At 61.1% G+C, this 24,873-nt stretch carries 18 protein-coding genes; 11 read left to right on the top strand and 7 right to left on the bottom strand.

What is annotated here, in order from left to right; all coding sequences use genetic code 11:
- Positions 1 to 78 precede the first annotated feature (78 nt).
- The 5 genes from BLO49_RS06365 (at position 79) to BLO49_RS06345 (ending at position 6,503) form a co-directional block, all read left to right on the top strand.
- Positions 79 to 1,569 carry a tryptophan halogenase family protein gene (locus BLO49_RS06365; RefSeq protein ID WP_090645653.1) on the top strand — a complete coding sequence of 497 codons (1,491 nt, stop codon included), beginning with the start codon at positions 79 to 81 and terminating at the stop codon, positions 1,567 to 1,569.
- Positions 1,570 to 2,307, top strand: coding sequence for a SapC family protein (locus tag BLO49_RS06360; RefSeq protein ID WP_245678880.1), 738 nt, complete (start codon positions 1,570 to 1,572; stop codon positions 2,305 to 2,307). It begins immediately after the preceding gene.
- Between the two features lie 5 nt (positions 2,308 to 2,312).
- The gene (locus tag BLO49_RS06355) at positions 2,313 to 3,344 is read left to right on the top strand and encodes a cupin-like domain-containing protein (RefSeq protein ID WP_090645650.1); all 1,032 of its coding nucleotides are present in this window, start codon (positions 2,313 to 2,315) and stop codon (positions 3,342 to 3,344) included.
- A 77-nt stretch (positions 3,345 to 3,421) separates the two neighbouring features.
- Positions 3,422 to 5,920 (top strand): glycoside hydrolase family 9 protein, encoded by a 2,499-nt coding sequence (locus BLO49_RS06350; RefSeq protein WP_090645648.1) that lies wholly within the window; start codon positions 3,422 to 3,424, stop codon positions 5,918 to 5,920.
- Between the two features lie 331 nt (positions 5,921 to 6,251).
- Positions 6,252 to 6,503 carry a hypothetical protein gene (locus tag BLO49_RS06345; protein ID WP_090645645.1) on the top strand — a complete coding sequence of 84 codons (252 nt, stop codon included), beginning with the start codon at positions 6,252 to 6,254 and terminating at the stop codon, positions 6,501 to 6,503.
- 44 nt (positions 6,504 to 6,547) lie between these two features.
- On the opposite strand, the gene BLO49_RS06340 is transcribed toward BLO49_RS06345, so the two are convergent.
- Positions 6,548 to 8,044 (bottom strand): catalase, encoded by a 1,497-nt coding sequence (locus tag BLO49_RS06340; RefSeq protein WP_090645643.1) that lies wholly within the window; start codon positions 8,042 to 8,044, stop codon positions 6,548 to 6,550.
- A gap of 92 nt (positions 8,045 to 8,136) precedes the next feature.
- Complete coding sequence (locus BLO49_RS06335; protein ID WP_090646203.1) at positions 8,137 to 9,027, bottom strand: MBL fold metallo-hydrolase; 891 nt, start codon at positions 9,025 to 9,027, stop codon at positions 8,137 to 8,139.
- Positions 9,028 to 9,178: 151 nt separating this feature from the next.
- On the opposite strand from BLO49_RS06335, the gene BLO49_RS06330 reads away from it, so the two are divergent.
- Entirely contained in the window at positions 9,179 to 10,321 is a 1,143-nt protein-coding gene (locus tag BLO49_RS06330) for an acetyl-CoA C-acyltransferase (RefSeq protein WP_090645640.1), read from the top strand.
- A gap of 244 nt (positions 10,322 to 10,565) precedes the next feature.
- Here BLO49_RS06330 and BLO49_RS06325 read toward each other — a convergent pair whose 3' ends face one another.
- From BLO49_RS06325 to hutI, 4 genes are all read right to left on the bottom strand, one after another.
- Positions 10,566 to 11,102, bottom strand: coding sequence for a HutD/Ves family protein (locus BLO49_RS06325; RefSeq protein ID WP_090645638.1), 537 nt, complete (start codon positions 11,100 to 11,102; stop codon positions 10,566 to 10,568).
- A 13-nt stretch (positions 11,103 to 11,115) separates the two neighbouring features.
- Positions 11,116 to 12,768, bottom strand: coding sequence for a urocanate hydratase (gene hutU / locus BLO49_RS06320; protein ID WP_090645635.1), 1,653 nt, complete (start codon positions 12,766 to 12,768; stop codon positions 11,116 to 11,118).
- 155 nt (positions 12,769 to 12,923) lie between these two features.
- Positions 12,924 to 14,456 (bottom strand): histidine ammonia-lyase, encoded by a 1,533-nt coding sequence (hutH, locus tag BLO49_RS06315; RefSeq protein ID WP_090645634.1) that lies wholly within the window; start codon positions 14,454 to 14,456, stop codon positions 12,924 to 12,926.
- A complete protein-coding gene (gene hutI / locus BLO49_RS06310; RefSeq protein ID WP_090645632.1) occupies positions 14,453 to 15,634 on the bottom strand; it encodes an imidazolonepropionase in 1,182 nt (393 codons plus the stop codon). The genes hutH and hutI overlap by 4 nt, the downstream gene beginning before the upstream one ends.
- A 69-nt stretch (positions 15,635 to 15,703) precedes the next feature.
- Here hutI and BLO49_RS06305 point away from each other — a divergent pair, with 69 nt between their 5' ends.
- From BLO49_RS06305 to BLO49_RS06285, 5 genes are all read left to right on the top strand, one after another.
- Positions 15,704 to 17,005 (top strand): formimidoylglutamate deiminase, encoded by a 1,302-nt coding sequence (locus BLO49_RS06305; protein ID WP_090645629.1) that lies wholly within the window; start codon positions 15,704 to 15,706, stop codon positions 17,003 to 17,005.
- A complete protein-coding gene (hutC, locus tag BLO49_RS06300) occupies positions 17,002 to 17,697 on the top strand; it encodes a histidine utilization transcriptional repressor HutC (protein WP_090645627.1) in 696 nt (231 codons plus the stop codon). The genes BLO49_RS06305 and hutC overlap by 4 nt, the downstream gene beginning before the upstream one ends.
- 93 nt (positions 17,698 to 17,790) lie before the next feature.
- Complete coding sequence (locus BLO49_RS06295) at positions 17,791 to 18,264, top strand: DUF2844 domain-containing protein (RefSeq protein ID WP_090645624.1); 474 nt, start codon at positions 17,791 to 17,793, stop codon at positions 18,262 to 18,264.
- On the top strand, positions 18,261 to 19,538 hold the full coding sequence (locus BLO49_RS06290) for a DUF3443 domain-containing protein (protein WP_090645623.1): 1,278 nt from the start codon (positions 18,261 to 18,263) through the stop codon (positions 19,536 to 19,538). Before BLO49_RS06295 ends, BLO49_RS06290 begins: the two co-directional genes overlap by 4 nt.
- Before the next feature lie 12 nt (positions 19,539 to 19,550).
- Positions 19,551 to 20,417: an alpha/beta fold hydrolase gene (locus BLO49_RS06285; RefSeq protein ID WP_090645620.1), complete on the top strand. Its 867-nt coding sequence runs from the start codon at positions 19,551 to 19,553 to the stop codon at positions 20,415 to 20,417.
- A 155-nt stretch (positions 20,418 to 20,572) separates the two neighbouring features.
- On the opposite strand, the gene BLO49_RS06280 is transcribed toward BLO49_RS06285, so the two are convergent.
- Positions 20,573 to 24,853, bottom strand: coding sequence for a translocation/assembly module TamB domain-containing protein (locus BLO49_RS06280; RefSeq protein ID WP_245678879.1), 4,281 nt, complete (start codon positions 24,851 to 24,853; stop codon positions 20,573 to 20,575).
- Positions 24,854 to 24,873: the final 20 nt, after the last annotated feature.

The raw sequence follows: 24,873 nt of genomic DNA, 5'->3' as shown, positions 1-24,873 counted from the left end.
GTTTAACTTGAGGGGAAGGCCGCATAACAATGCGGCCTTCCTTTTTTTACAGACGGTCAAGTGAACAGGGACGGGCATATGAATGCGCAGATGATAAAAAAGGTGGTGATCGCCGGCGGCGGAACCGCGGGATGGTGCGCGGCCGCTGCCCTGTCACGCCTGCTTGGTTCGGTGCTGGATATCACGCTGATTGAATCGGCCGATATCGGTATTGTCGGGGTCGGTGAATCGACCATCCCCACCGTGCGGGCCTTTCACCATCTGATTGGCGTGGACGAACAGGCGTTCATGAGGGAGACGAATGCGACCTTTAAACTGGGTATCGATTTTGAAAACTGGGCGCGACAGGGCGACCGGTACTTCCACTCTTTCGGCACGCTCGGCAAGTCGCCCTGGATGGCGCATTTCTACAATATCTGGCTTGAGGCCCGCTCAAAAGGGCTTGGCGGATCGCTGGATGATTACAGCCTGGAAACGAAAGCGGCGATGGCCGGGAAGTTTCAGCTCCATAAGAACCTGTCCATCAATTATGCCTATCATCTCGATGCCGTCCTCTATGGCCAATATCTGCGCAAGCTGAGCGAAGAGGCCGGTGTCAAGCGGCAGGAAGGGCAGATTGTCAGCGTGCAGCAGGACGCCGGCACAGGCTTTATCGCCTCGGTCACCCTGGCGAGCGGGGAAGTGATCGAAGGTGACCTGTTCATAGATTGCACCGGATTCCGCGGCCTGCTGATCGAGGAAACGCTGAAAACGGGCTATGAGGACTGGAGCCATTGGATCCGCACCGACCGGGCCCTGGCGGTGCAGACTGAATCGGCGGGCGCCCCCTTGCCCTATACCAAGGTCGTGGCCCATACCGCCGGCTGGCGCTGGCGTATTCCGCTGCAAACCCGCGTCGGCAATGGCCTGGTCTATTCGGGCGCCCATATGTCGGACGACGAGGCGCACGCGCTGCTGACGAAAAGCCTGGATGCGCCGATGGTGAACACGCCTCGCGTGATCAAATACAAGACCGGCCGGCGCCGGAAAATATGGAACAAGAACTGCGTGGCCATGGGACTTTCCAGTGGCTTTATCGAACCGCTGGAATCGACCAGCATCCACCTGTTCCAGAAATCGATCCTGAACCTGATTCAGAATTTCCCGTTCTTCGGCATCACGGATGCGCTGGTGGCGCGCTATAATGAGCTGTCGGACCGGGAAGCCGAGTATGCGCGGGACTTTGTCATTCTGCATTACAAGCTGACCGAGCGCACCGACAGCCCGTTCTGGCCGGAAAACGCGGAGATGACCGTGCCTGACTCCTTGCAGAGCCGCATCGATCTCTTCCGCGAGTCCGGCATGGCTTACCAGGAGCCGGGGGAACTGTTCCGGACGGATTCCTGGGCGCAGGTCATGCTGGGGCAACGGCTGGAGCCGCAGGGGTGGCATCGTCTGGGCGCGCTCATGAATCCGGCCGAAATGAACCAGGTGTTTGACGGCCTGAAGGCGACGGTTGATAACACCGTGGCCAATATGATGCCGCAAGACGCCTTCCTGAAACAGTATTGCCCGACCGCTATAGCTTAAATGGACCTGACGATTATGGAAAACAGTAAACCCGTGCTTCTCGACAATATCGAGCATCACGATCTGCGTGTCATGACCGGTCATGCCGCCGGCTTTGGTGACGCCATTAACCAGGTCCGCGTGTATCCGAACGAGTTTGCCGAGGTCCAGCGGGAATATCCCATCTTCTTCCGCCGTGACGCGGAAGGGACTTTTTACGCCATCGCCCTGTTGGGTTTTGATCGTGACGAAAACCTGTTTCTCGACAGCCAAGACTGGAACGCTCGCTATGTACCGGCCGAGCAGGCGCGCGGTCCCTTCCTGCTGGGTTTTCGTGAAGGCAGCGATGGTGAAGGGCCGATGATGCTGATGGAGCCTGGGCATCCCCGTCTCAGCCGCAGCGAGGGGGAGCCGCTGTTCAAACCGCACGGTGGCAATGCGCCGGTTCTGGAGCATTATCTTCAGGTTCTGCGCACGCTGCACGGTGGACTGGGCCTGAACGATGATGTTTTTGCTGCCTGGCTTGAGGCGGGGTTGGTGGCGCCGGTCAAGGTTGATGTTCGTATCGATGATGACTTGGGATATGAAATTCCAGACCTGTTCTCCATCAGCGGTGAGACCCTGGCGGGGCTGGATGGTGCCGCACTGGCCGGTCTGAATGCGCGCGGTTATCTGGCCATGGCTTTTTATGTGCTGACCTCACTCGGCAATATGCCGCACCTGATCGCTCTCAAAAACCGCAAGCTACAGGGCGCCTAACGGATATGTCGGGCGTTACGGCCAAAACCCGGATCATCACCGGCATCGTGCCGGATCGGATACCCTATGACGACCTGATGGCCGCCCAGGCCCCGGTTATCATGAAGGGCGTGGCGCGGGACTGGCCGCTGGTGCAGGCGGGGCTCGCCTCTGCACAGGCTGCCATGGATTACCTGAGGCGGTTCTATCAGGGGCGGCCGGTGACATTGTTTGTCGCCGAACCTGAACAGGCGGGGCGATTTGCCTACAATGAAGACGTCACCGGCTTCAATTTCCAGGGCGGGCGGAGTGACCTCAATGAGGCGCTTGATCGGATTGCCGAACATATGGGCGATCCTAATCCGCCGTCTTTTTACATCGGTTCGACTGATCTCGACCTGTTCCTGCCGGGCTTGCGAGCGCATGACGAACTGGTGCTCAACCACCCGATGTTTGACGCCAATCCGCCGCTGGCCAGTATCTGGATCGGCAACCGCACCACGGCCACGGCGCATTACGACATGTCGCACAATCTGGCGGTCTGCGTAGCGGGTAAGCGGCGCTTTACCCTGTTTCCGCCGAACCAGGTGGCCAATCTCTACCCCGGTCCGCTGGAGCCGACGCCCGGCGGGCAGGTGATCAGCATGGTCGATTTCAATAATCCGGATTTCGAGCGCTACCCGCGTTTCCGGGAGGCCGTGGCGGCGGGACAGGTGGCCGAGTTGGAACCCGGTGACGTGCTGTTCTATCCCGCCCTGTGGTGGCATCATGTCGAGGCGCTGGAACCCTTCAATATCCTCATCAATTACTGGTGGAACACCTCACCCGCCTTCATGGACACGCCGCAGAATACCCTGTTGCACGCGCTGCTGTCTTTGCGCGACAGGCCGCAGGCGGAAAAGGATGCCTGGCGTGACCTGTTCGACTACTATGTTTTCGGTCCCTCCGATCGCGCCGGCGCGCATTTGCCCGAACATGCCCGCGGCAATCTGGGGCCGATGGATGAGATGAAGGCCCGCCGTCTGCGGGCCCTGCTGCTCAATAAACTGAACCGGTAACGGGCTGGACTAGCTGGTTGACAGTCTCGTCTGAAGGGATATGTTACCGCTATCATAAAAATAAACAGGGAAGTATCATGCGTCATCTGAACAGGCTTATGCTGACGGTCGCTACCGGTGTCATGTTATCGGTAGCCGCCCAGGCCGAACCGTTGCATCTGAACGACAAAGGCTATTTCGAGACGCGCGGCGTCAATGTGCTGGTCTTTGCCAATGGCGCCAACAGCCTGTTTAATGATGCCAAGATCGCCGGGGTCGAGCTTATCCAGCAGGGCGTGCGCACGGCTACTAATGGCGATGTCCGCCTGATGCCGACGCCGGGCCAGTGGGACGAGATGGGGCTGGTGAAGGACCGGCAGGTGGATCAGGCAACGGGCGTTGTCACCACCACGATCAGCTATCCGAAATATGATTTCACCTATCAGGTGCGCGTTGAGCCGAAAGGCGAGGGCGTGGCCTTGAGCGTGATCCTCGACAAACCCCTGCCGGAAGCCCTGATTGGCAGGGCCGGGCTAAACATGGAGTTCCTGCCGGCCGCCTATTTCCACAAGAGCTATCTCGCCGATGGTGTGGCGGGGACGTTCCCGCTTTATCCTTCGGGCCCGATGAAGAGCCTGGGCGAGGGCGTGCCGATGTCGCGCCTCTTGCCGCAGACCGAGCCGTTGCCGCTGGCGCACGGCAAGAGTTTTGTGCTGGCGCCGGAAGATCCGGCGCGCCGGGTGGCGTTGACCTCCGACAGCGATATCGCCCTTTATGACGGCCGCAACCAGGCGCAGAACGGCTGGTATGTCGTGCGCTCGCTTCTGCCGGCCGGAAAAGTCGGTGAGGTGGTTTCCTGGACCCTGACCGCCAATTCGGTGGCCGGCTGGGTGCGGCCACCGATGATCGCCCATTCGCAACTGGGCTACGCGCCGCAGCAGGCCAAGAAGGCCGTCATCGAACTCGATCCGAACGATAAGCCTGCCGCCGAGGCGCGTCTGCTTGAGGTGGGGGCGGATGGCAGCTTCACGCCGGTATTGACCGCCGAGGCCAAGCCCTGGGGGCACTATCTGCGCTATGATTACCGCACCTTCGATTTCTCCAGCGTCACCAGGCCGGGCCTGTATGTCATCGAATATGAAGGCCAGCGCACCAGTCCGTTCCGTATCGCGCCGGATATCTACGCCACGGCCTGGGAGCCGACGCTCGATGTCTATCTGCCGGTGGCGATGGACCATATGAAGGTCAATGAGGCTTATCGGGTCTGGCACGGTGACAGCCACCGCGACGACGCCATGCAGGCGCCGCCGGGGGATGATCATATCGATCTTTACGCCTCCAAGCCGGGAAGCACGGACACAAAATACAAGCCCTATGAGCATATTCCGGGACTGAATGTCGGCGGCTGGTTTGATGCCGGCGATTTCGACATCCGCACCCAGACTCATTATGCCGTGGTGCGGTCTCTGGTGCAGAGCTGGGAAAAGTTCGGCCTCACGCGCGACGATACCCTGATCGATCATCAGCGCCGTTACGTCGATATCCATGTGCCGGATGGCAAGCCCGACCTGTTGCAGCAGATCCAGCACGGCACGCTGCAACTGGTGGCGCAGTTCGATGCCGTGGGCCATGCCATCAATGGCATTGTCGAGCCGGACGTGGCGGAATACCCGCACCTCGGCGATGCCGTGACCAAGACTGACGGCTTGATCTATGATCCGTCCCTGGCGCGTGACGAGGTGAAGGATGGCAAGAGCGGGATGCCCGACGATCGCTGGGCCTTCACCAATACCACCTCGGCACTGAATTACGGCTCGATCGCGGCGCTGGCCGCCGCCAGCCGCGCGCTGAAAGACTTCGACGATCCACTGGCTGACAAGTCATTGGCGATCGCCAAACGGATCTGGGCCGAGGAACACAGCCATGCGCCGAACCTCTATCATCACGGCAATACCACAGGTGGCGACCTGGTTGAAGAAGAGCTTTCCGCCGCCGTCGAACTGCTGATCACCACGAAAGAGCCGCAATACGCCAAACGGATCGAGGCCCTGTGGCCGGAGGTCAACAAGACCTTCAGCGCCAATGCCGCGACCCTGGCCCAGGCGCTGCCGCTGATGCCGAAAGCCTTCAAAGCCAAGGTCCGGCCGACGGTTGTGGCCTTGAAGGCTGAGGCCGATAAGCTGGCCACGGCCAATCCGTTCGGTGTGCCGATCACCGAAGGTGGCTGGGCCGGCGGTGGCACGGTGGTCGAATACGGCCTGACAGCCGCGGCGCTGAACCGGGAATTTCCCGACATTGTCGGCACGGATGCGGTCTATCAGGCGCTGGATTACATTTACGGCACGCATCCGGGCTCGAACGTATCGTTTGTGTCCGGCGTCGGCACCGTTTCAAAGGAAGTGGCCTATGGCAATAATCGCGCCGATTTCAGCTTCATCGCTGGCGGCGTGGTGCCGGGCGTGCTGGTGCTCAAGCCTGACTTCCCTGAAAACAAAGAGGACTGGCCGTTCTTCTGGGGCGAAAATGAATATGTTATCAATGTTGGCGCCGCCTATATCGAACTGGTCAATGAGGCCAATGTGCGGGTGAAACGCTAATCCGTCTCACAAACGCCCTTTGATAAGGGGGGGGCGGGGTCGATTGTCACAATTTGTGAACATAAGATGTCAGGCGTGTGTCAGAATGGTTTTCGCTCATGACAGCGAAAGAGGGCGTGGCGGCTTGTCCGGATTCACGGCATGGACTCAATGACATGTCTGAAAGGCCAGGGGAAGCGTAATAAGGCCATTGATCCGTAGGCGGAGGAAGGTCTGAAAGTGCCTTTTTACGCAGCGTTTTTGGGGCGTCGAATTGAGTCGCCACAGCCAAAGGTTAACGCCATAGTGCCGGTGCTGAACCTGCTGCCACCGTCACATATGGATGAAACCCATGTCCCTGAATGCAGATTTGATGTTTGAAAAAGCCGACATTTCACAATCCCTTATAGATCGCCTCGGACTGCCGCATAATGTCTGGTCGCTGGTGCTCGATGAAGCCCTGGAAAATGCCTGGTTTTTGGATACCAATTATGAAATCCACCAGCAGTCCATCCATCCCGATGTCCGGCCCGTGGTCGAACAGGCGGTGAAGGCCAAGACGCCACCCGCCCGCAGCGAACTCCCTTATCGGCACTACGCCTGAGAAAGTAACGCCGCCGTCTCGTAACAGACAGCGGCGTTTCTGTATCAGTCGAGACTGCGTGTCGCCTGGACTTCGGCGTCGCCGCCGTGAGCCAGGGCCTTGCGGATGCCGGCGCCATAGGCCGGGTCGATCCGGTCGAAGTGCGTCAGGGCACGCTCAATGATGAACTGCGGCACGCCCTTCATCGAGCCGGCAATGCTCGCACAGGTGCGCTGCTTTTCACCGTCCGAGAACAGATTGAAAAGCGCACGCGGTTGGCTGTAGTCATCATTGCCGTCGCGGTGGTTATAGCGGTCGGCATCACCCGAAATCTTCAGCGGTGGTTCCCTGTATTCCGGCGCTTCCTTCGGCCCGCCGAAGCTGTTGGGCTCATAATAGGCATCCGGATTGCCGCCGAATTGCGCGAAGAAGCGCATCTGACCATCGGCGTGATAGGTATTGACCGGACATTTCGGCGCATTGACCGGCAGGGCCTCGTAGTGAGTCCCTAAGCGATAACGGTGGGCGTCGGCATAGGAGAAGATGCGCGCCTGCAAAACCTTGTCCGGTGAAAAGCCGATACCCGGCACAATGTTCGACGGCGAATAGGCGGCCTGCTCGACCTCGTTGAAATAGTTGTCCGGATTGCGGTTCAGCTCCATGACCCCGACCGGAATCAGCGGGTAATCGCCGTGCGGCCATACCTTGGTGAGGTCGAAGGGGTTATAGAGCGTGGTTTCGGCCTCCAGTTCCGGCATGACCTGCACGAACAAGTCCCAGCGCGGGAAGTCGCCGGCTTCAATCGCGCCGAACAGGGCTTCCTGGTAGCTTTCGCGCGTCTTGCCGATCAGTTTGGCGGCCTCTTCATTGGTCAGGTTCACCTTTCCCTTGTGGGGCTTGAAGTGGAACTTGACCCAGAAACGCTCATTGACGGCATTGATGAACGAATAGGTATGCGAGCCGTAGCCGTTCATGTGCATGGGCGAGACGGGAATGCCGCGGTCCGACATCAGGATGGTGACCTGGTGCAGAGCCTCAGGGCTCAGCGACCAGTAATCCCACATGGCGGTGGGCGACCGCAGGTGCGTCTTCGGGTGGCGCTTCTGGGTGTGGATGAAGTCCGGGAACTTGTACGGATCGCGGATGAAGAAGACCGGTGTGTTGTTGCCGACCAGATCCCAGTTGCCTTCCTCGGTATAGAACTTCACCGAAAAGCCGCGCACGTCGCGTTCGGCGTCGGCGGCGCCCAGCTCGCCGGCGACGGTCGAGAAACGGGTGATCAGCGGGGTCTGCTTGCCAACGCGGGCGAAGAGGGCGGCGCGGGTATATCGCGTGATGTCATGGGTTACGGTGAAGGTGCCGTGTGCGCCCCAGCCCTTGGCGTGGACGACGCGTTCCGGGATGCGTTCGCGGTTCTGGTGGGCCAGCTTTTCGATAAGCTGGTAATCCTGGAGCAGCACGGGGCCGCGTGGACCGGCGGTCAGGCTGTTCTGGTTATCGACGACCGGCGCGCCGGCCGTAGTCGTCTGGTGAAACGGGCATTTGGGGGCTTGTTCTGACACGCGGGCATCTCCTTTGGTTTGGGTGCCATCAGTGTGCGCCGCGCGTCAGAACAAATAAAATCAGTAATTTTTGATTTTTGGATAAGGTAATTTTATTCGATTGGTTTCAGGGCGAAGCCATCATCCTTGGCGACGATCTGGCCGGTGCCGGGGAAGGGGAAATGGGGCGCGAAAATGGTTTCGCCGTTTTTGGCCAGAACAGTCAGTTCGACGCGGCGGGTGGTTTCACCGGCCGGTTTGTCGGCGTCGTAGCCCATGGGCCATTCGGGTTTGGCCAGAGAGACCACGACGCTGTGCGCCATGTCGCCGATATCGAGCAGTTTCGCGTCACCTGAGGTGATCTCATAGCCGGTATGGCCGGGGGTATGGCCTTTCAGAATAACGGACGTGATACCGGGAAGGACTTCTGCGCCGCCGGCGAAGGTCTGTATCTGCGGCGTGATGGCGGTCACGAAATCCGCCTGTTGCGGATTGGCTTTCACGGAGGCCCATTCGGCATCTGTCAGGCGCACCACGGCTTTCGGGAAGGCGGGTTTGCCCTCAGCGGTCAGCAGGCCGCCAATATGGTCCGGGTGGCTGTGGGTGATCAGCACATCGGTGACCTGATCGGGTGTCACGCCGGCCTTGGCCAGGCTCTGCATCAGTACGCCGTGCGCTTTCGGTCCCATACCGGTATCGATCAGCACCAGATGATCGCCAGCCTTCACCAGCAGGGCATCGATCGACAGGGTGATATGATCGGTCGGCTGGCCGGCGGCTTTCAGCACGACGGCTACGTCTTCGGGCGTCTGTCCTTGGCCGATGACACTGTTGTCATTAGGCACGACATTTGTCAGGTCACGCAGGCTCCAGGCTTGGTAAGTGCCGATCCTGAAAGCGTGCGCGTCCGGCGTAATCTGAGCATCGTCCGGCTTGGGGCCGGCCTGGGCACAGGCGGGCAGGATCAAGGCGAGGGCGGTGAGAGCGACAGTATGAAGGCGCATGGCGGATTCCTTGATTGCGATCATATTCTATCCCGTCTCTTACGCTAATTATGAAAAAAAGCGATATGGTTGCGTGAAACGGCGCGTGGCAAATCGCTTGTGAAAAATAGTTTCATGTGTAATTTTCTTATAATAACAAGAGGAAACGATCATGCCGGAGACAATCATCATTGCGGGCGCGGCCCGCACGCCCATGGGCGGTTTTCAGGGCGATTTCGCGGCCGTGACCGCGCCAGAACTGGGGGCTGCGGCAATCCGCGCCGTGCTGAACGGACAGGTGCCTGACGAGGTGATCATGGGTTGCGTGCTGCCGGCGGGGCAGGGACAGGCGCCGGCGCGCCAGGCGGCCTTGGGTGCGGGCCTGCCGGTATCGGTGCCGGCCACCACGGTCAACAAGATGTGCGGCTCCGGGATGAAGGCGGTGATGCTGGCCTGCGACGCCATCGCGGCGGGCTCGGCGGGTATGGTTGTGGCCGGCGGCATGGAAAGCATGTCCAATGCGCCCTATCTGCTGCCTAAGGCGCGTGCCGGGATGCGGATGGGGCATGGCGAGGTCAAGGACCATATGTTCCTCGATGGCCTGGAAGATGCCTATGACAAGGGCCGCCTGATGGGCTCTTTCGCCGACGAAGCGGCCACGCACTATCAGTTCACCCGCCAGATGCAGGACGACTATGCCCTGGCCTCGCTCGACCGCGCCCTGAAAGCGGATTTTAGCGCCGAGATCACGCCGGTGGAGACGAAGGCGGGCCTGATCACGGCCGATGAGCAGCCGGCCAAGGCGCGACCGGAAAAGATACCGACCCTGAAACCGGCCTTTACCAAGGATGGCACGGTGACGGCGGCTAATTCGAGTTCGATCTCAGATGGCGCGGCGGCGCTGCTGCTGGCCCGCGCCTCGATGGCGGAGGCCAGGGGGCTGGCGCCCATCGCCCGCATTGTCGGTCATGCCAGCCATGCCGAGGAACCAAAATGGTTCAGCCGGGCGCCGGTGGGGGCGGTCCGCAAGTTGCTGGACAAGATCGGCTGGGGCATTGGAGATGTCGACCTGTTCGAGGTCAATGAAGCCTTCGCCGTGGTGGCGCTGATCGCCATGCACGATCTCGGCATTCCGCATGACAAATTGAATGTCCATGGCGGGGCCTGCGCGCTGGGCCACCCGATCGGGGCTTCGGGCGCGCGCATCCTCGTGACTTTGATCAACGCCCTCAAACAGCGCGGGCTGAAACGCGGTGTGGCCGCTGTCTGCATCGGTGGCGGCGAGGCAACGGCGGTGGCGGTGGAGATAGTTTAAGATTTTGAATCCACAGATTGCACAGATTAGCACAGATTAAGAAAGGAAGAGGATTAAGGGGAGAAACGGACGTGTTCGTCCACTACTTAGAGATTAAGGAATGTGCGGGAACTGACTTACTCTTGAGCGCTTTGCGCTCTTTAAGATAAGGCGTCCTGCACTGACCAGGAAATCAGGAGATGAACCCCACTTAATCCCTTTCCTTTCTTAATCTGTGCTAATCTGTGCAATCTGTGGATTTAACTTATGGAAAGACCACCAGATATCCGTCGCCCGACGATATAGGTTCGCCTTCCAGGCCTTCAAATTTCAGCGCATCATGGGGCTGGAGCGCATAGCGCTGGCCATTGGCGGTGACGATCATCGGCTTTGTGGCCACCAGAAACACCAGATCCGACGGCAGGATGACGCCGGATGTGATATGCCGGACTTCGGCGCGCGCGTGGCCGCGGCGGGTCATGACATTGAGGTCGATCACCGGCAGGAGCGGCGCGGCTTCGACAGGGGTTTCACCCGCGAAGGCGGAACTGTCACCGGCATCAAGCACGTGGCGGCCATCGGGCATATCCAGCCGCATCCGGCCGCTGAGGACGGTCAAATGGCGGTCGATGCCCTCGAAGCGCGAAAAGGGGCCGGGTTCGGTGACCTCGGCCATGCTGATCCGCCAGTGAAAATTCTCCAGCCCTGCGCCTTCCGGGAAGACGGCGATTTCGCGCGTCACCCCGCCGCCGTTTTTCCAGGGCTGGGGGACACGTTGCAAGGCAGGGAGATGGGTAATCACAGGACAGGCTCACTTAAAGACTGGGGAGGTCTAAGCCCTTTTCGCGTGCGCAATCAATAGCGATTTCGTAACCGGCATCGGCATGACGCATGACGCCGGTGGCAGGATCGTTCCACAGTACGCGCGCCAGCCGCCTGTCGGCCTCTTCCGTGCCATCGCAGACAATGACCATGCCGGAATGCTGCGAATAGCCCATGCCGACCCCGCCGCCGTGGTGCAAAGATACCCAGGTGGCGCCGGAAGCCGTATTGAGCAGCGCGTTGAGCAGTGGCCAGTCGGAAACGGCGTCGGAGCCGTCCTTCATCGCCTCGGTCTCACGGTTGGGCGAGGCGACAGAGCCTGAATCGAGATGGTCACGGCCGATGACGACCGGCGCCTTCAGTTCGCCCTTGCGGACCATTTCGTTGAAGGCCAGGCCGAGGCGATGGCGATCACCGAGACCAACCCAGCAGATGCGCGCCGGCAGGCCCTGGAAGGCGATTCGTTCGCGCGCCATGTCGAGCCAGTTATGCAGGTGTTTATTGTCGGGCAGCAGTTCCTTGACCTTGGCGTCGGTCTTGTAAATGTCCTCCGGATCGCCCGAAAGTGCCACCCAGCGGAACGGGCCGATGCCGCGGCAGAACAGCGGACGGATATAGGCGGGCACGAAGCCGGGGAAATCGAAGGCATTGGTCACACCCTCATCAAAGGCGACCTGACGGATATTATTGCCGTAATCGACGGTCGGCACGCCGGCCGCCTGGAAATCGAGCATGGCCCGGACGTGCTGCGCCATAGACGCCTTGGCGGCCTTCGCCACGGACTGTGGATCGCGCTCGCGCCTGTCGAGCCATTCCTCGACCGTCCAGCCGGAGGGCAGATAGCCATTGACCGGATCGTGGGCCGAGGTCTGGTCGGTCAGCAGGTCCGGGCGGACACCACGGCGGTAAAGCTCCGGCAGGATATCGGCCGCGTTGCCGAGCAGGCCGACCGAAATCGGCTTTTCCGCCTTTTTGATCATTTCCAGCGCTTCGTCGATGGTATCGGCGCGGTAATCGAGATAGCGGGTGCGCAGGCGCATATCGATGCGCGAGGCCTGACACTCGATGGCGAGGCACGAGGCGCCGGCCATCACCGCCGCCAGGGGCTGGGCGCCGCCCATGCCGCCGAGACCGGCGGTCAGCAGCCACTTGCCCTTGAGATCGCCCTTATAATGCTGGCGGCCCATCTCCACGAAGGTCTCGTAGGTGCCCTGAACGATACCCTGCGTGCCGATATAGATCCACGAGCCGGCGGTCATTTGGCCGTACATCATCAGGCCCTTGCGGTCGAGTTCGTGGAAGTGTTCCCAGTTGGCCCAGTGCGGCACCAGATTGGAATTGGCCAGCAGGACGCGCGGGGCGTTTTCGTGGGTCTCGAAGACGCCAACCGGCTTGCCCGACTGGATCAGCAGGGTCTGGTTGGCTTCCAGGCGCTTCAAGGTCTCGACGATGCGGTCATAGCTTTCCCAGTCGCGTGCTGCCCGGCCGATACCGCCATAGACGACCAGTTCTTCCGGACGTTCGGCGACATCCGGATGCAGGTTGTTCATCAGCATCCGCAGGGGGGCTTCGGTTAGCCAGGATTTGGCGGAGAGGGTCGTGCCGGTGGCCGGCTTAATGATGCGGGAATTATCGAGACGGGTCATGGGTGGCTCATCCTTCTATAAATCTCCCCCTCTTGGAGGGGGAGGTGGCGCGCAGCGCCGGAGGGGGTAACTCTGTCGGGGGCATTTACCCCCTCTTGAAAATTGCTGAACGCAATTTCCAAGCTCCCCCTCCAAGAGGGGGAGATCGATTGTGTCTATTCCACCGTCGGCAGGTTTATGTTCGCCGCCTTGATGACAGCACCGGAACGGACAAGCTCAATGGCCAGGGCCATATCCGGATGGAAATGGCGGTCGTGATCGAGCGCGGGCACAGACGAGCGGGTCAGGGTGCGGACGCGTTCCAGCGCCTCGGACGAGGTGAGGGGGGCGTGGAAATCGCAGCCTTGGGCGGCGGCCAGCAGTTCGATACCGATGACGGCAAAGGCGTTCTCGGCCATTTCCATCAGGCGGCGCGCGCCATGGGCGGCCATGGAGACGTGGTCTTCCTGGTTGGCCGAGGTCGGGATGGAATCAACGCTGGCCGGATAGGCTTTCTGCTTGTTTTCGGAAATCAGTGCGGCGGCGGTCACCTGCGGGATCATGAAGCCGGAATTGAGGCCGGGCTTTGGAGTCAGGAAGGCCGGTAGGCCCGACAGCGCCGGATCGACCAGCATGGCGATACGCCGCTCGGCAATCGAGCCGATCTCGCAGATCGCCAGCGCGATCATGTCGGCGGCGAAGGCCACCGGCTCGGCATGGAAATTGCCGCCAGACAGGGCTTCATCCGCCGTGCCGTCGCGATCAGTAAAAATCAGCGGATTGTCGGTGACGCCATTGGCCTCGGTTTCCAGCGTGGCAGCCGCTTGGCGTAAAACATCGAGCGCGGCGCCCATAACCTGGGGCTGGCAGCGCAGGCAATAGGGGTCCTGGACGCGCGCGTCGCCTTTCAGGTGGGAAGCGCGGATGCTTGAACCGCTCATCAGTTCGCGCAAGGTGTGGGCGGTATCGATCTGGCCGCGATGGCGGCGCAGGGTGTGGATGCGCGGATCAAACGGGGCATCCGAACCCTTGGCGGCCTCGGTTGAGAGCGCGCCGGTGATCAGCGCCGTCTGCATCAGCACCTCGGCTTCGAACAGGCCGGCCAGCGCATTGGCGGTCGAGAATTGCGTGCCGTTGAGCAGGGCCAGGCCTTCCTTCGGGCCGGGATCGAGGGGCTTCAGGCCGGCATCTGTCAGGGCCTGCAGGGCGGGCTTGCGCACCCCGGCGGCTTCGATTTCACCAACGCCCAGCATGGCGGCGGCCATATGCGACAGCGGCGCCAGATCGCCGGAAGCCCCCACCGATCCCTGGCACGGGATGACTGGTATCAGATCGTGGGCCAGCAGGGCTTCCATCAGTTCGAGCGTCTCGACCCGGATGCCGGAAGCGCCCTGTGACAGCGAGGCCAGTTTCAGCGCCAGCATCAGGCGGACCACGGGTTTCGGCGACGGCGCACCGACACCGGCAGCATGAGAGAGGATGATATTGCGCTGGAGCGTCGCCAGATCGGCGTCATCGATGCGCGTCGAGGCCAGCTTGCCGAAACCGGTATTGATGCCATAGACCGGCTCGCCCTTGGCCAGGATGCGGGTGATGGCCGAGGCGCTCTCGGCGACGTGCGGCAGGCAGGCGGGATCGAGCGAGAACGCTTCGCCGCGATAGATCGCGCGCCAGTGCGCCAGGGTGACGGAGCCGGGAGTGAGGATCATATAGTTTGACCTTGGAATACGCGGGAATGGAGGGGCGAGGCGCCAATGAAATAGACGAGGTCGGCCGGTTCGGCGCAGTCCCAGATGGCGAGGTCGCATGACTTGCCGGCCTCCAAGGTGCCGATTTCGTGCGACAGGCCGAGCGCTTGCGCAGCATTGGTGGTGACGCCGGCCAGGCATTCATCGATTGTCAGGCGGAAGCAGGTGGCAGCCATGTTCATTGCCATCAGGATCGAAGTCAGCGGCGAGGTGCCGGGATTGCAGTCGGTGGCGATGGCCATGGGGACGTTTTCGGCGCGCAAACCTTCGATCGGCGGCAGATAAGTCTCGCGCATGAAGTAGAAGGCGCCGGGCAGGAGGGTGGCCACCGTGCCGGCGTCGCGCATGGCCTCGATACCATCTGCGTCAAGATGTTCGAGGTGGTCGGCGGACAGGGCGCCATAACGTGCCGCCAGGGCTGCGCCGTGCAGGTTGGAGAGCTGTTCGGCGTGCAGCTTGACGCGCAGGCCATGCGCTTGGGCGGCCTGGAAGACGCGCTCCGTCTGAGCCGGCGAGAAGCCGATGCCCTCGCAGAAGACATCAACCGCCGAGGCCAGGCCTACCACGGCCGGGATCATCTCGTGGCAGACGGCATCGATATAGGCGTCTGGCCGGTCCTTGTATTCCGGCGGCAGGGCGTGGGCGCCGAGCAGCGTGGTCATGACCCGCACCGGGCGCCGGCGTTCCAGGGCTTTCGCGGCGCGCAGCATTTTCAGCTCATCTTCGAGAGTCAGGCCGTAGCCGGACTTGATTTCGATGGTGCTGACGCCGGAAGCGATCAAGGCATCCAGCCGGGGCAGGGCGGCGGTGATCAGTTCGTCTTCGGAGGCGGCGCGAGTGGCGGTGACGGTCGAGAGGATGCCGCCGCCGGCACGGGCGATCTCCTCATAGGTGGCACCATCGAGCCGCAGCTTGAACTCATGGGCGCGGTTGCCGGCGAAGACCAAATGGGTATGGCAATCGATCAGGCCGGGGGTCACCAGTCGCCTGCCCAGATCGATGGTCGGGGCGTCGAAATCCGTCGCGGGCCCGGCATATACGACGCGCCCGTTTTTTGCGGCGATCATGCCCTTGTCGATCAGCGGCTGACCGGCGCGGGCCAGCAGGCGGCAATTTGTCCAGACCGTATCGCATTGCATGGCTTCTCAGACTCGCCTAATATGTCTATACATAATTCATAATGTATAGACATATTGAGCGCAAGGCACATGTCATCACTTTGGTTTGAAAAAGCGCTGCTCAAGTCCGGCTGGCAGTCCAATGTGTTGCTGACCATCGGAAATGGCCGGATTACGAGCATTGAAACCAACACGATGCCTCAGGGAGAGCGCCACGCGATTGGGGTGCCGGGAATGCCCAACCTGCACAGCCACGCCTTCCAGCGCGTTATCGCCGGCCTGACGGAACGGCGGACCTCGGAACAAGACAGCTTCTGGTCATGGCGCGAGCAGATGTATAAATTCCAGGCGCGGATCGGGCCGGATGAGCTGCAAACTATCGCCGCACTGGCCTATATGGAGATGCTGGAGGGCGGATTTACCCGTGTCGGCGAATTCCATTATCTGCATCATGATTTTGACGGCCGGCCCTTTGCCGATCCGGCGGAGATGGGCGGGCGTATCCTGGCGGCGGCCGAGGCCACGGGCATCGGCCTGACGCTTCTGCCGGTTTTTTATGCCCATTCCGGTTTTGGTGGCTTGCCGCCGACGCCGGGGCAGGTGCGCTTCATCCACGATCTCGATGGTTTCCAGCGGCTGCTCGATGCCAGTCACGGACATGCCGCACGTCTGGATGATGCGGTGGTTGGCATAGCGCCGCACAGCTTGCGTGCCGTCACACCGGAAGAACTGACGGCCTTGATCCCGCTGGCGCCGCGCGCGCCGATTCATATTCATATCGCCGAGCAGGTGAAGGAGGTCGAGGACTGCCTGGCTCATACGGGGCAAAGGCCGGTGGAATGGCTGCTCGACCATGCACCGGTCAATGATCAGTGGTGCCTGGTCCATGCCACGCACATGACACCGGAGGAAACGACGTGCCTGGCCAAATCCGGCGCCATAGCCGGCCTGTGCCCAATTACAGAGGCCAATCTGGGGGATGGTGTTTTTCCGGCGCGCGACTATCTGAAGCAGGGTGGGCGCTTCGGCATTGGCTCGGATTCCAATGTGCTGATCAGCGCCGCCGAGGAGCTGCGCCTGCTCGAATATGGCCAGCGCCTGATCCACTGTGAACGCAATGTGCTGGCCAATTCTTCATGTGGAGAAAGCCTCTATATCCGCGCGCTCGATGGCGCGCAGGCGCTTGGCGTTCAATCAGGAATCGCTATCGGCCAGCCGGCGGATATCGTCAGTCTGGAGTGCGACCTGGACAGCTTCGTTTTCGCCTCGGCGCGGTCACCGATCGATTGCGTCTGGCGCTTTGGCCGCAAACAGGTAGAGGGCGGCCGCCATATCAAACGCGCCGCCGTTCTTGCCGATTATCGCAAGCTGATGCAAAGACTGGCCTCATGAAGCCGCTTCACCAAAAAATTCGTGACGATATCGAGAACCAGATCCGCTCAGGCGCACTGAAGCCTGGCGACCGCATTCCGTTCGAGCACGAACTGATGGCGCAATATTCCGTCTCGCGTATGACGGTCAACAAGGCGCTGACGCCTCTGGATGAAGGCGGTCTGATTGAACGCCGCAAGCGCGCGGGTACGTTTGTGCGCCTGCCGCGGCTGGATTCGACCGTGCTCGATATTCCCGATATTCAGCATGAGATCACGGCGCGCGGGGAAGTCTACCGATTTGAGCTGCTGTCCTATGCCCTTCATAAGGCTAACAGCGACGAGGAACGGGAACTGGCCGGAAGCGGCAAGGTTCTGGCGCTGACCGGCCTGCATTTCGCCTCGGCCAAGCCGCTGGCCTTTGAGCGCCGGCTGATCAATCTCGAAGCGGTGCCGCAGGCCGAAAGTGTTGATTTCACCCGTCAGTCGCCGGGGCATTGGCTGCTTGGCGTCGTGCCCTGGACGCATGTGGAGAACCAGATCAGCGCCCAGCCGGCGGAAGGGCAGACCGCCCTCCATCTGCGGCTGGATGAGGGCACGGCCTGTCTGGTGGTCGACCGCAGGACATGGCGCGGGACGGAACGCATCACCACGGTCCGGCAGGTCTTCGATGGCGGCGCCTACCGGCTGATCGCCAGCTTCGACCAGAGATAATATGCCATAACTTTGATCCATTCGGATGGCAGGTCATATTGCATTAACCGGCATATTGAATAGTCTGCCGGTGCTGGGTACAGGAGTATTGAAATGCGGTCTGTCATTACGGGGTCGATATGTCTGGCCATGCTGGCCCTGGCAGTTCCCGCCCATGCCACGTTAGGCGGTAAGGCGGCCAGCATCGAGACCGATCGGGCGCGGCTCAATGCCCGCATAGCTTCGCGGCTCGATCAGGCGACCTACAGCGTGCATGAAATGACCCTTGAGAGCGGCACGACGGCACGCGAATTCATCCGGCCGGACGGTACGGTTTTTGCGGTAAGCTGGCAGGGACCGCAGCGGCCGAACCTCAAACAGCTTTTCGGTGACAGCTATTTCAACCGCTTCCAGGCGGACAACAAAGCCAATCCGCGCATCCGTATGCGACGGGGCCTGGCTTCGAGCCACAGCGATTTCGTGGTGCGCACCGGCGGCCACAGCGGCGCCTTCTGGGGCTTTGCCTATCTGCCGCAGACGGCACCCGGCGGCTTCCCGGTCCAGGCCCTGCAGGGAGGCGCCCAATGAAGCCGCATATTTTCCTGGTCGGGTTCCTGCTCCTGCTCGCCGCCTGTGGCGGCGGAGGGGGCGGTGGCGGTTCGTCTAGTGGGGGCGGCTCATTCAGCAGTTCCAGCAGTTCGTCGTCTTCGTCTTCGTCTTCCAGCAGCGTAACCCTTGCCAATTACACCACCGTCTCGGTTGATCCGGGACCGACGGGCGTGGCGGGCAATGTCAATATCGGCTTCGTGACGGTGAAGATCTGTGCGCCGGGCACCGCCACCTGCCAGACCATCGATCACATCATCATGGATACCGGCTCGGTGGGGCTGCGTATCGAAAACGAAGCCCTGAGCACGGCCATGCGCGCCGCCCTGCCGCACACCACGACCGGCGGCAAGGGCGTCGGTGAATGTTACCAGTATGTCGATGGCTATGTTTTCGGCTCGGTGCGGACGGCGGATTTCACTATCGGCGGCGAATCCGTGAGCAACATGCCCATGCTGGTGATCGGCGATACCGGCGACTATGCCAATGTGCCGACGGATTGTTCATCGGGCGGCGGCACCAGCCACGACACCATCGCCGATTTTGGCGCCAATGGCATTATCGGCATCGGCATGGGCGTCAGCGATTGCGGCAGCTATTGCGCCGGCACGACGAACAACGGCTATTATTACACCTGTGTTTCGGCCACCTGCACGGGCACGATACTGGCCACCTCGTCTCAGGTGCCCAATCCGGTGGCGCGCATGACTGTCAATAATAACGGCACGGTGATCGACCTGCCGGCGGTGGCGCATCCCGGTGTGGTCGGCCTGACCGGCAAGCTCTATTTTGGCATAGGCACCCAGACCAATAACCAGTTGGGCAGCCAGACCATACTGACCGCCAACAATTACGGCCTGATCACGGCGACCTACAAGGGCGTCGGCCTGACCCAGAGCTTTATCGACAGCGGCACCAATTTCTATGGCTTCAGCGACAGCGCCATTACCGGCTGCACCGGCGACCTGGCCGGCTTCTACTGTCCGACCTCGTCGCTTGATCTGAGCGCCAGTCTGACGGGCAGTAACGGCGCCAGCAAGGTGGTCAATTTCACCCTCGACAACACCGACCAACTGGTCCAGGGGCCGAACTATGTCCTGCCCGGCCTGGGCGGCGATCCGAACGGGTTCGACAATCTCCAGCCCTACAGCAACAGCTTTGATTTCGGCCTGCCGTTCTTTTATGGCCGCAAGGTTTATACGGCGATCGCCGGACGCAATGCCGGCGGCACGCTTGGTCCCTATGTCGCTTTCTAAGGGATATCGTGCGTGACGGCTTATGAAGATGTCTATTACGACAGCCATGACCTGCGGGTGAAGCTGTATGCCCGTGATTATGGTGGTCAGGGTATGCCGGTTATCTGTATGCACGGCCTGTCGCGCAATTCAGCCGATTTCGAGGTGATTGCGCCGCGCCTGGCAGAACGCTATCGGGTGATCGCGGTCGATCAGCGCGGCCGCGGTCGGTCGGACTGGGATGCGGAACCGGCCAACTATACGCCGGCGCTTTATGTGCAGGATATGTTCAAGCTGATGGGCGATCTCGGCATTGCCCGCGCGGCTCTGATCGGCACCTCGATGGGCGGCATCATGGCGATGATCATGGGCATGATCGCCCCGCAGGCGGTGATCGGCATGGTGATCAACGATGTGGGGCCGGAGATCGACGTGGCGGGGCTTGAGCGCATCAAGTCCTATGTCGGCAAGTCGCCGCCGATCCGCTCCTGGGCCGATGCCGCGGCGCGGGCCAAACAGACCAATGATGTCGCCTTTCCGGATTATACGGAGGACGACTGGCTGGCTTTCGCGCGCCGGACCTATCACGAACAGAACGGCGTTCCGGTGTCCGCCTACGATCCGGGCATTTCCGGCGCTTTCGATCCGGATGGGCCTGTGGTGGCGCCGCCGGATATGTGGGGCATCTGGGAGGCGCTGAAAGAGATACCGGTGCTGGGTGTGCGCGGGGAACTGTCCGATCTTTTATCGGAAGCGACCTTCGGCAAGATGCTGGAGACACATCCGGGGATGCGCGCCGTAACGGTCGCCAATCGCGGCCATGCGCCGATGCTGGATGAACCGGAAGCCGTGACGGCGATTGAGGCGTTTCTGGCGGATTTGGCTGAGTTGGAAAAGTAAAAAGCAAGAAGCCCCACCACCCCGCCTCAAGAGAGGCGCGGTCCCCCTCCCCATCAGAGATGGGGAGGTATAAATTAGGTGCATCCTTTTCTTATACCTCCCCGACTTGTCGGGGAGGGGGACCATTGCGAAGCAATGGTGGTGGGGTTCCTTGCTTAATAATCCTTTGAATACCTGACACTCGCGCCCGTGCCGGCATTTCCTGTGGTCGAGAGGATACTCAGACTGCGCGACAGGGCGACCTCAAGCTGGGTGGCGGTGAAGCCCTTGGCGTCGGTGACAATCTCGACATAGACATTATTGGTCAGGTATTTGCCCGCCGCCACCGATGTGCCGCGGCCGGTGGTGGTATCGGCGCCGACCACGCGCAGGCGGTCGATGCCGGTAGCCGAACGCAGGGCGCCGAGCGGATTGAGGTAGTCGGTGCCGCCGTTCAGGCCATTGACCGCCGAGGCCAGTTGCAGGGCTTCGGTGGGCGAGATATTGGCGACGCTTTCGCCGAAGAGCATCCGCGACAGGATTTCATCCTGCGGCAGGGCCGGTGTGGAGGAGAAGGCGATGGACGGACGCTGGGCCGAGCCGGTCACCTTGATGATGCCGGTGACATCCTGAACATCGGCGCTGGCGGTCAGGTTGATTTCGGGATCAGCCACCGGGCCGCCATCAAAGGTGATGGTGCCGGTATCGATGTCGAAGGAGCGGCCGGCGAAGGTATAGTTGCCGCGTACTACCTTCATGTCGCCGACGATGCGCGGGTCTTTCGTTGTGCCGGTGACGCGCAGGCGCGCCGACCATTCCGATTCCAGGCCCATGCCGGAGACGAAGATCTGGTTATCGGCGCGGGCGCGGATATCGAGCCGCCAGAAGGCCGGCAGAGCGATGGCCGACTGGGTGATCGCCTCCTCGCCCTTGCGACGGACGCCATCCAGCACCGCCACCTCGGCCGCGGCCTGTTTGACAATAACATATCTGAGCAGGGGCAGGCGCAAATCGCCCCTGATCAGCCCCCCGTCGGCTTCGCTGTTGGTGACATCGATCGTGCCGGAAACGGTGGAGTTGATCGCATCGCTGCGGGCCAGGCGGGCATTATTCATCTCGACATGGATCAGCATGGGGAATTTTTGTGCGGCGGCCAGGCTGACCCAGCCATTGCCGGTGACCGTGCCGTCTCCAGCGCGGCCCGTGAAGCTGGTCAGTTCCAGGCGATCACTGGTGAAGCGGCCATCCAGCGCGATATTGGTGATGCGTGTGCCGATGCTTTCATTGTCATAGGTCAGGCTGGTGGCCTTGACCACACCGTTGAGGCGCGGGGCATTGAGTTGGCCGGAAATATCGGCCGCCAGAGCTACGGCACCGGAGAGCTGCTGGCGCGGCAGGCCGGCGAGCGAGAAGGGCATCCCGGCAGGGCCATTATAGCGCACCCCCCCGCTGATACCGCCGCTGTTGATATCGGCGATCCAGTCGCCGCCATTGGCGGGCGTGAGTGCCAGTTGCGCGCGGCCGACCACGCTGCCGCTCTGCCGAATGAGGGCATGGACATAGTTATTGGCCGGGCTGCGATCGGGATTAAGCTGGGCGTCGAGCACGATATCGACCGGCGTGGAGACCACGGCGGCGCTGGCGCGTGAGAAGTGGCTGATCTTGAGATTGGCGCGGGCGGTCGGGAAGCTGTTGCCGGTCTGGGAGAAGTCGATGGCGCCATCGGCTGTGCCGGTCAGGCCCAGATCCTTTTGCACCATATTGGCCAGGCTGAGATCGAGATTGTTGAGGCGGGCCTGCGCCTTCAGGTTTTCGCCGAAGCGACCGGAGAGGTCGATATTTCCTTCCGACATCACCACCTTGACCGGCTGGAGCACCCAGTCGGTGCCGCTTTTGCGGATGACCGCCGGATGATTGAGCTTGAAGGGAATATCATTGGCCGCCCCTTTTGCCGCGAAGGTGTAGGTATCAGGCGCGATAGTGCCATTTACGGCGAGATTGAACGGCACATCCTTTTTGCCGGTGGCGACGGCCTGGATGGTGCCGCGCTCGCCGGTCATAGCAATTTTGGCGCGGCCGGTGGCCAGCACGAAATCCTGGTAGCGCATGTCGGCCATCTGGACATCGGCATTTAGCGACATCTGGTCATGCAGCACAATATTGGCCGCGACGAGGGTGCGGCCGACATAGATCTTTACGTCGCCCGGCACGGTGACGGCATTGCCGGTGGCATTGATCGCCAGGGCCTGGTCGCCATTCTGCGCCGAGAGAAGCGCGGTGCCCTTGAGGCCGGAACCGCTGATCGCCAGTGTGCCGGTGAAAGGGCCGGCATCGCTTTGGGTCAGCAGGCCCGAGGCATCTACACCCGCGAAAGTCGCCTTGTGGATATCGATGCGCAGGGGCTTTCCCTCGGTAATGATCAGGGCATCGGCGTCGAACGGGCCGTAGGCGCTGCCGCCATCGGCCAGGAGGGTAAAACCCTGCGGCGTGCTGGAAAGCCTGGCCGTGACATCGACCATCTGGACACCCAGGCCCGGATTGGCGGCGTGGATGACCGCGTTGGGGTGGTCAAGCGTGCCGGATGCCACGGCATCGAGCGGGCCATATTGGGTCGAATTGGCCCTGGCGTTCAGCGAGATGGTGCCGTTAGGAGCCAGCGAACCGGAAGCTGAAATCAGGGTGAAGTCGGGTGCCTTGCCGCTGAGATTGCGCAAGGTCACCACACCCTGTTCGCTATAGGCATAGGCGCCGCTCAGTTTGGCATTGCCGCCGAGAAAGCCTTTCAAACCGTTTTCCAGCTTTGTCGTCTGGGCATTGGCGGTGCCGGCGACGCTGACGCGGCCCTTGTTCAACCTGACATCGGCGACGGTCGAGACATTGACCGTGCCAACGCCTTCGACCGCGTAATTATTGAGATTGGCTTTCACCTTGGCCAGGAACAGATTGTCCTTCAGATTGCCGGTGATCGTGCCCGTGGCCTTGATGCGATCGGAATTGATCCGGATGGTGTTGCTGGTCAGCTTGCCGTCATTCAGGCGGACCTCGCCATCGAGCTTCAGGTGCGTTAGCAACGGATCGACCTGGTCGGCGATGCCTGTCAGGGAGATCAGTTGCGCATTGATGGGCAGGATCACGCCGTCATCGGTGATGCGGCTCTTGCCCCTGGCGGTAAGCCCATCGAGCTTAATGCCGGCCAGATCGAAGCGTTTGGCGGCCAGATCATAATCGATGCGGGGGCTGTCGAAATTGCCATCGACAACCAGATCGGCGCGCAGGTCGGAAGCCGTGAAATCCTTGCCGAGCACATCCGGCTTGAGCAATCGGGCATGAAACTCCAGCTTGCGGAAATGGTTATGGCCCAAGTCGACCGTGCCCCTGGCGTCGACGCGCAGGGCGTCGGTATAGAGGGCCAGCACATTGTCAAACACCCGGTCCTTCATCTTCGAGGTCAGGTCGATCATGACCGCCGGCTTGAAAAGGGCAGCCGTATCGCCGGCCAGGACCAGATCGGGGTGTGTGGCGCCGGTGATATGGAAGGTCCCGCTCTGCGCCGTGACATTGAGATTCAGCAGGTTATCAGGCCCGAAATCGGCAATGGCGCGGCCATTCCATTGTTTCCAGGTCCCCTTTCCGCCAATATCGGCGGTAAAGGCCTTGTCGAAACCGAGCATTTTAGCCGCTACGCCATCGGCCGGGGCGTCGAGATTGGCTTTGATATCGAGTTCGTTCTTATCCGGCGCGGCATCGATCAGCACCTGGGCATGATCACCCTTTTCGCTGATGGCGGCGGCGTCGATCTTCAATCGCTTGTGGCGCAGATGGGCCTGGCCATTGAACGCGATCGTATGCGCTTCCCCCAGCACGGGCGCATCAAGCACCAGTGCGTCGACCTTCAGGCGGTTGATGTCGATATTGAGGTCCGGCAGCAGCGGGCCATTGTTCTTCGGTGTTTCGCTGGGATTGAGCACCGGCTGGCGCAGGACTTCTATCCTGGGTGTCGAGAAATCGCGGATATCGACGTGCTTGTTGAGATAGCCGAAAGGCCGCCAGTCGAGGTGAATGGCCGGGCTCTGGATAAAGACGCCCTTGAGGTCTTTCACCTTGACGTCGTGCAGGGTCATTTCACCATAGAGCGAGCCGTCGATCTCACCAATCTCGATCTGCAAGCCGGAATTGAGCTTGATGCCGGTGGCGAATTCGACCAGCAGGCGGCGACCCGGCGGGGTATTTAGCGCGGTCAGCGCCGCCACCAGCAACACCGCCAGGCCTATGACAAACAGCGCGATATAGCGTGATACTTTCCACCAGTTGATGCGCCTCAGGTCAAAACCGGTGCGCGCCTTGACGGTCTCCACGACCTCTTCGGTAACGGTTTCCACGCGATCCTTCAGGTGAAGGTCGTCATTGTGGAGTGGCGCGGGCTGCGACAACGCCTCCGGTGTTTCCACCGGTTCCACGGGCGGTTTTGGTTGTCTCG

The organism is Asticcacaulis taihuensis (assembly GCF_900100255.1).
GTDB classification, from domain to species: Bacteria; Pseudomonadota; Alphaproteobacteria; order Caulobacterales; family Caulobacteraceae; genus Asticcacaulis; species Asticcacaulis taihuensis.
This window is presented reverse-complemented; position numbering and strand designations above follow the sequence as displayed.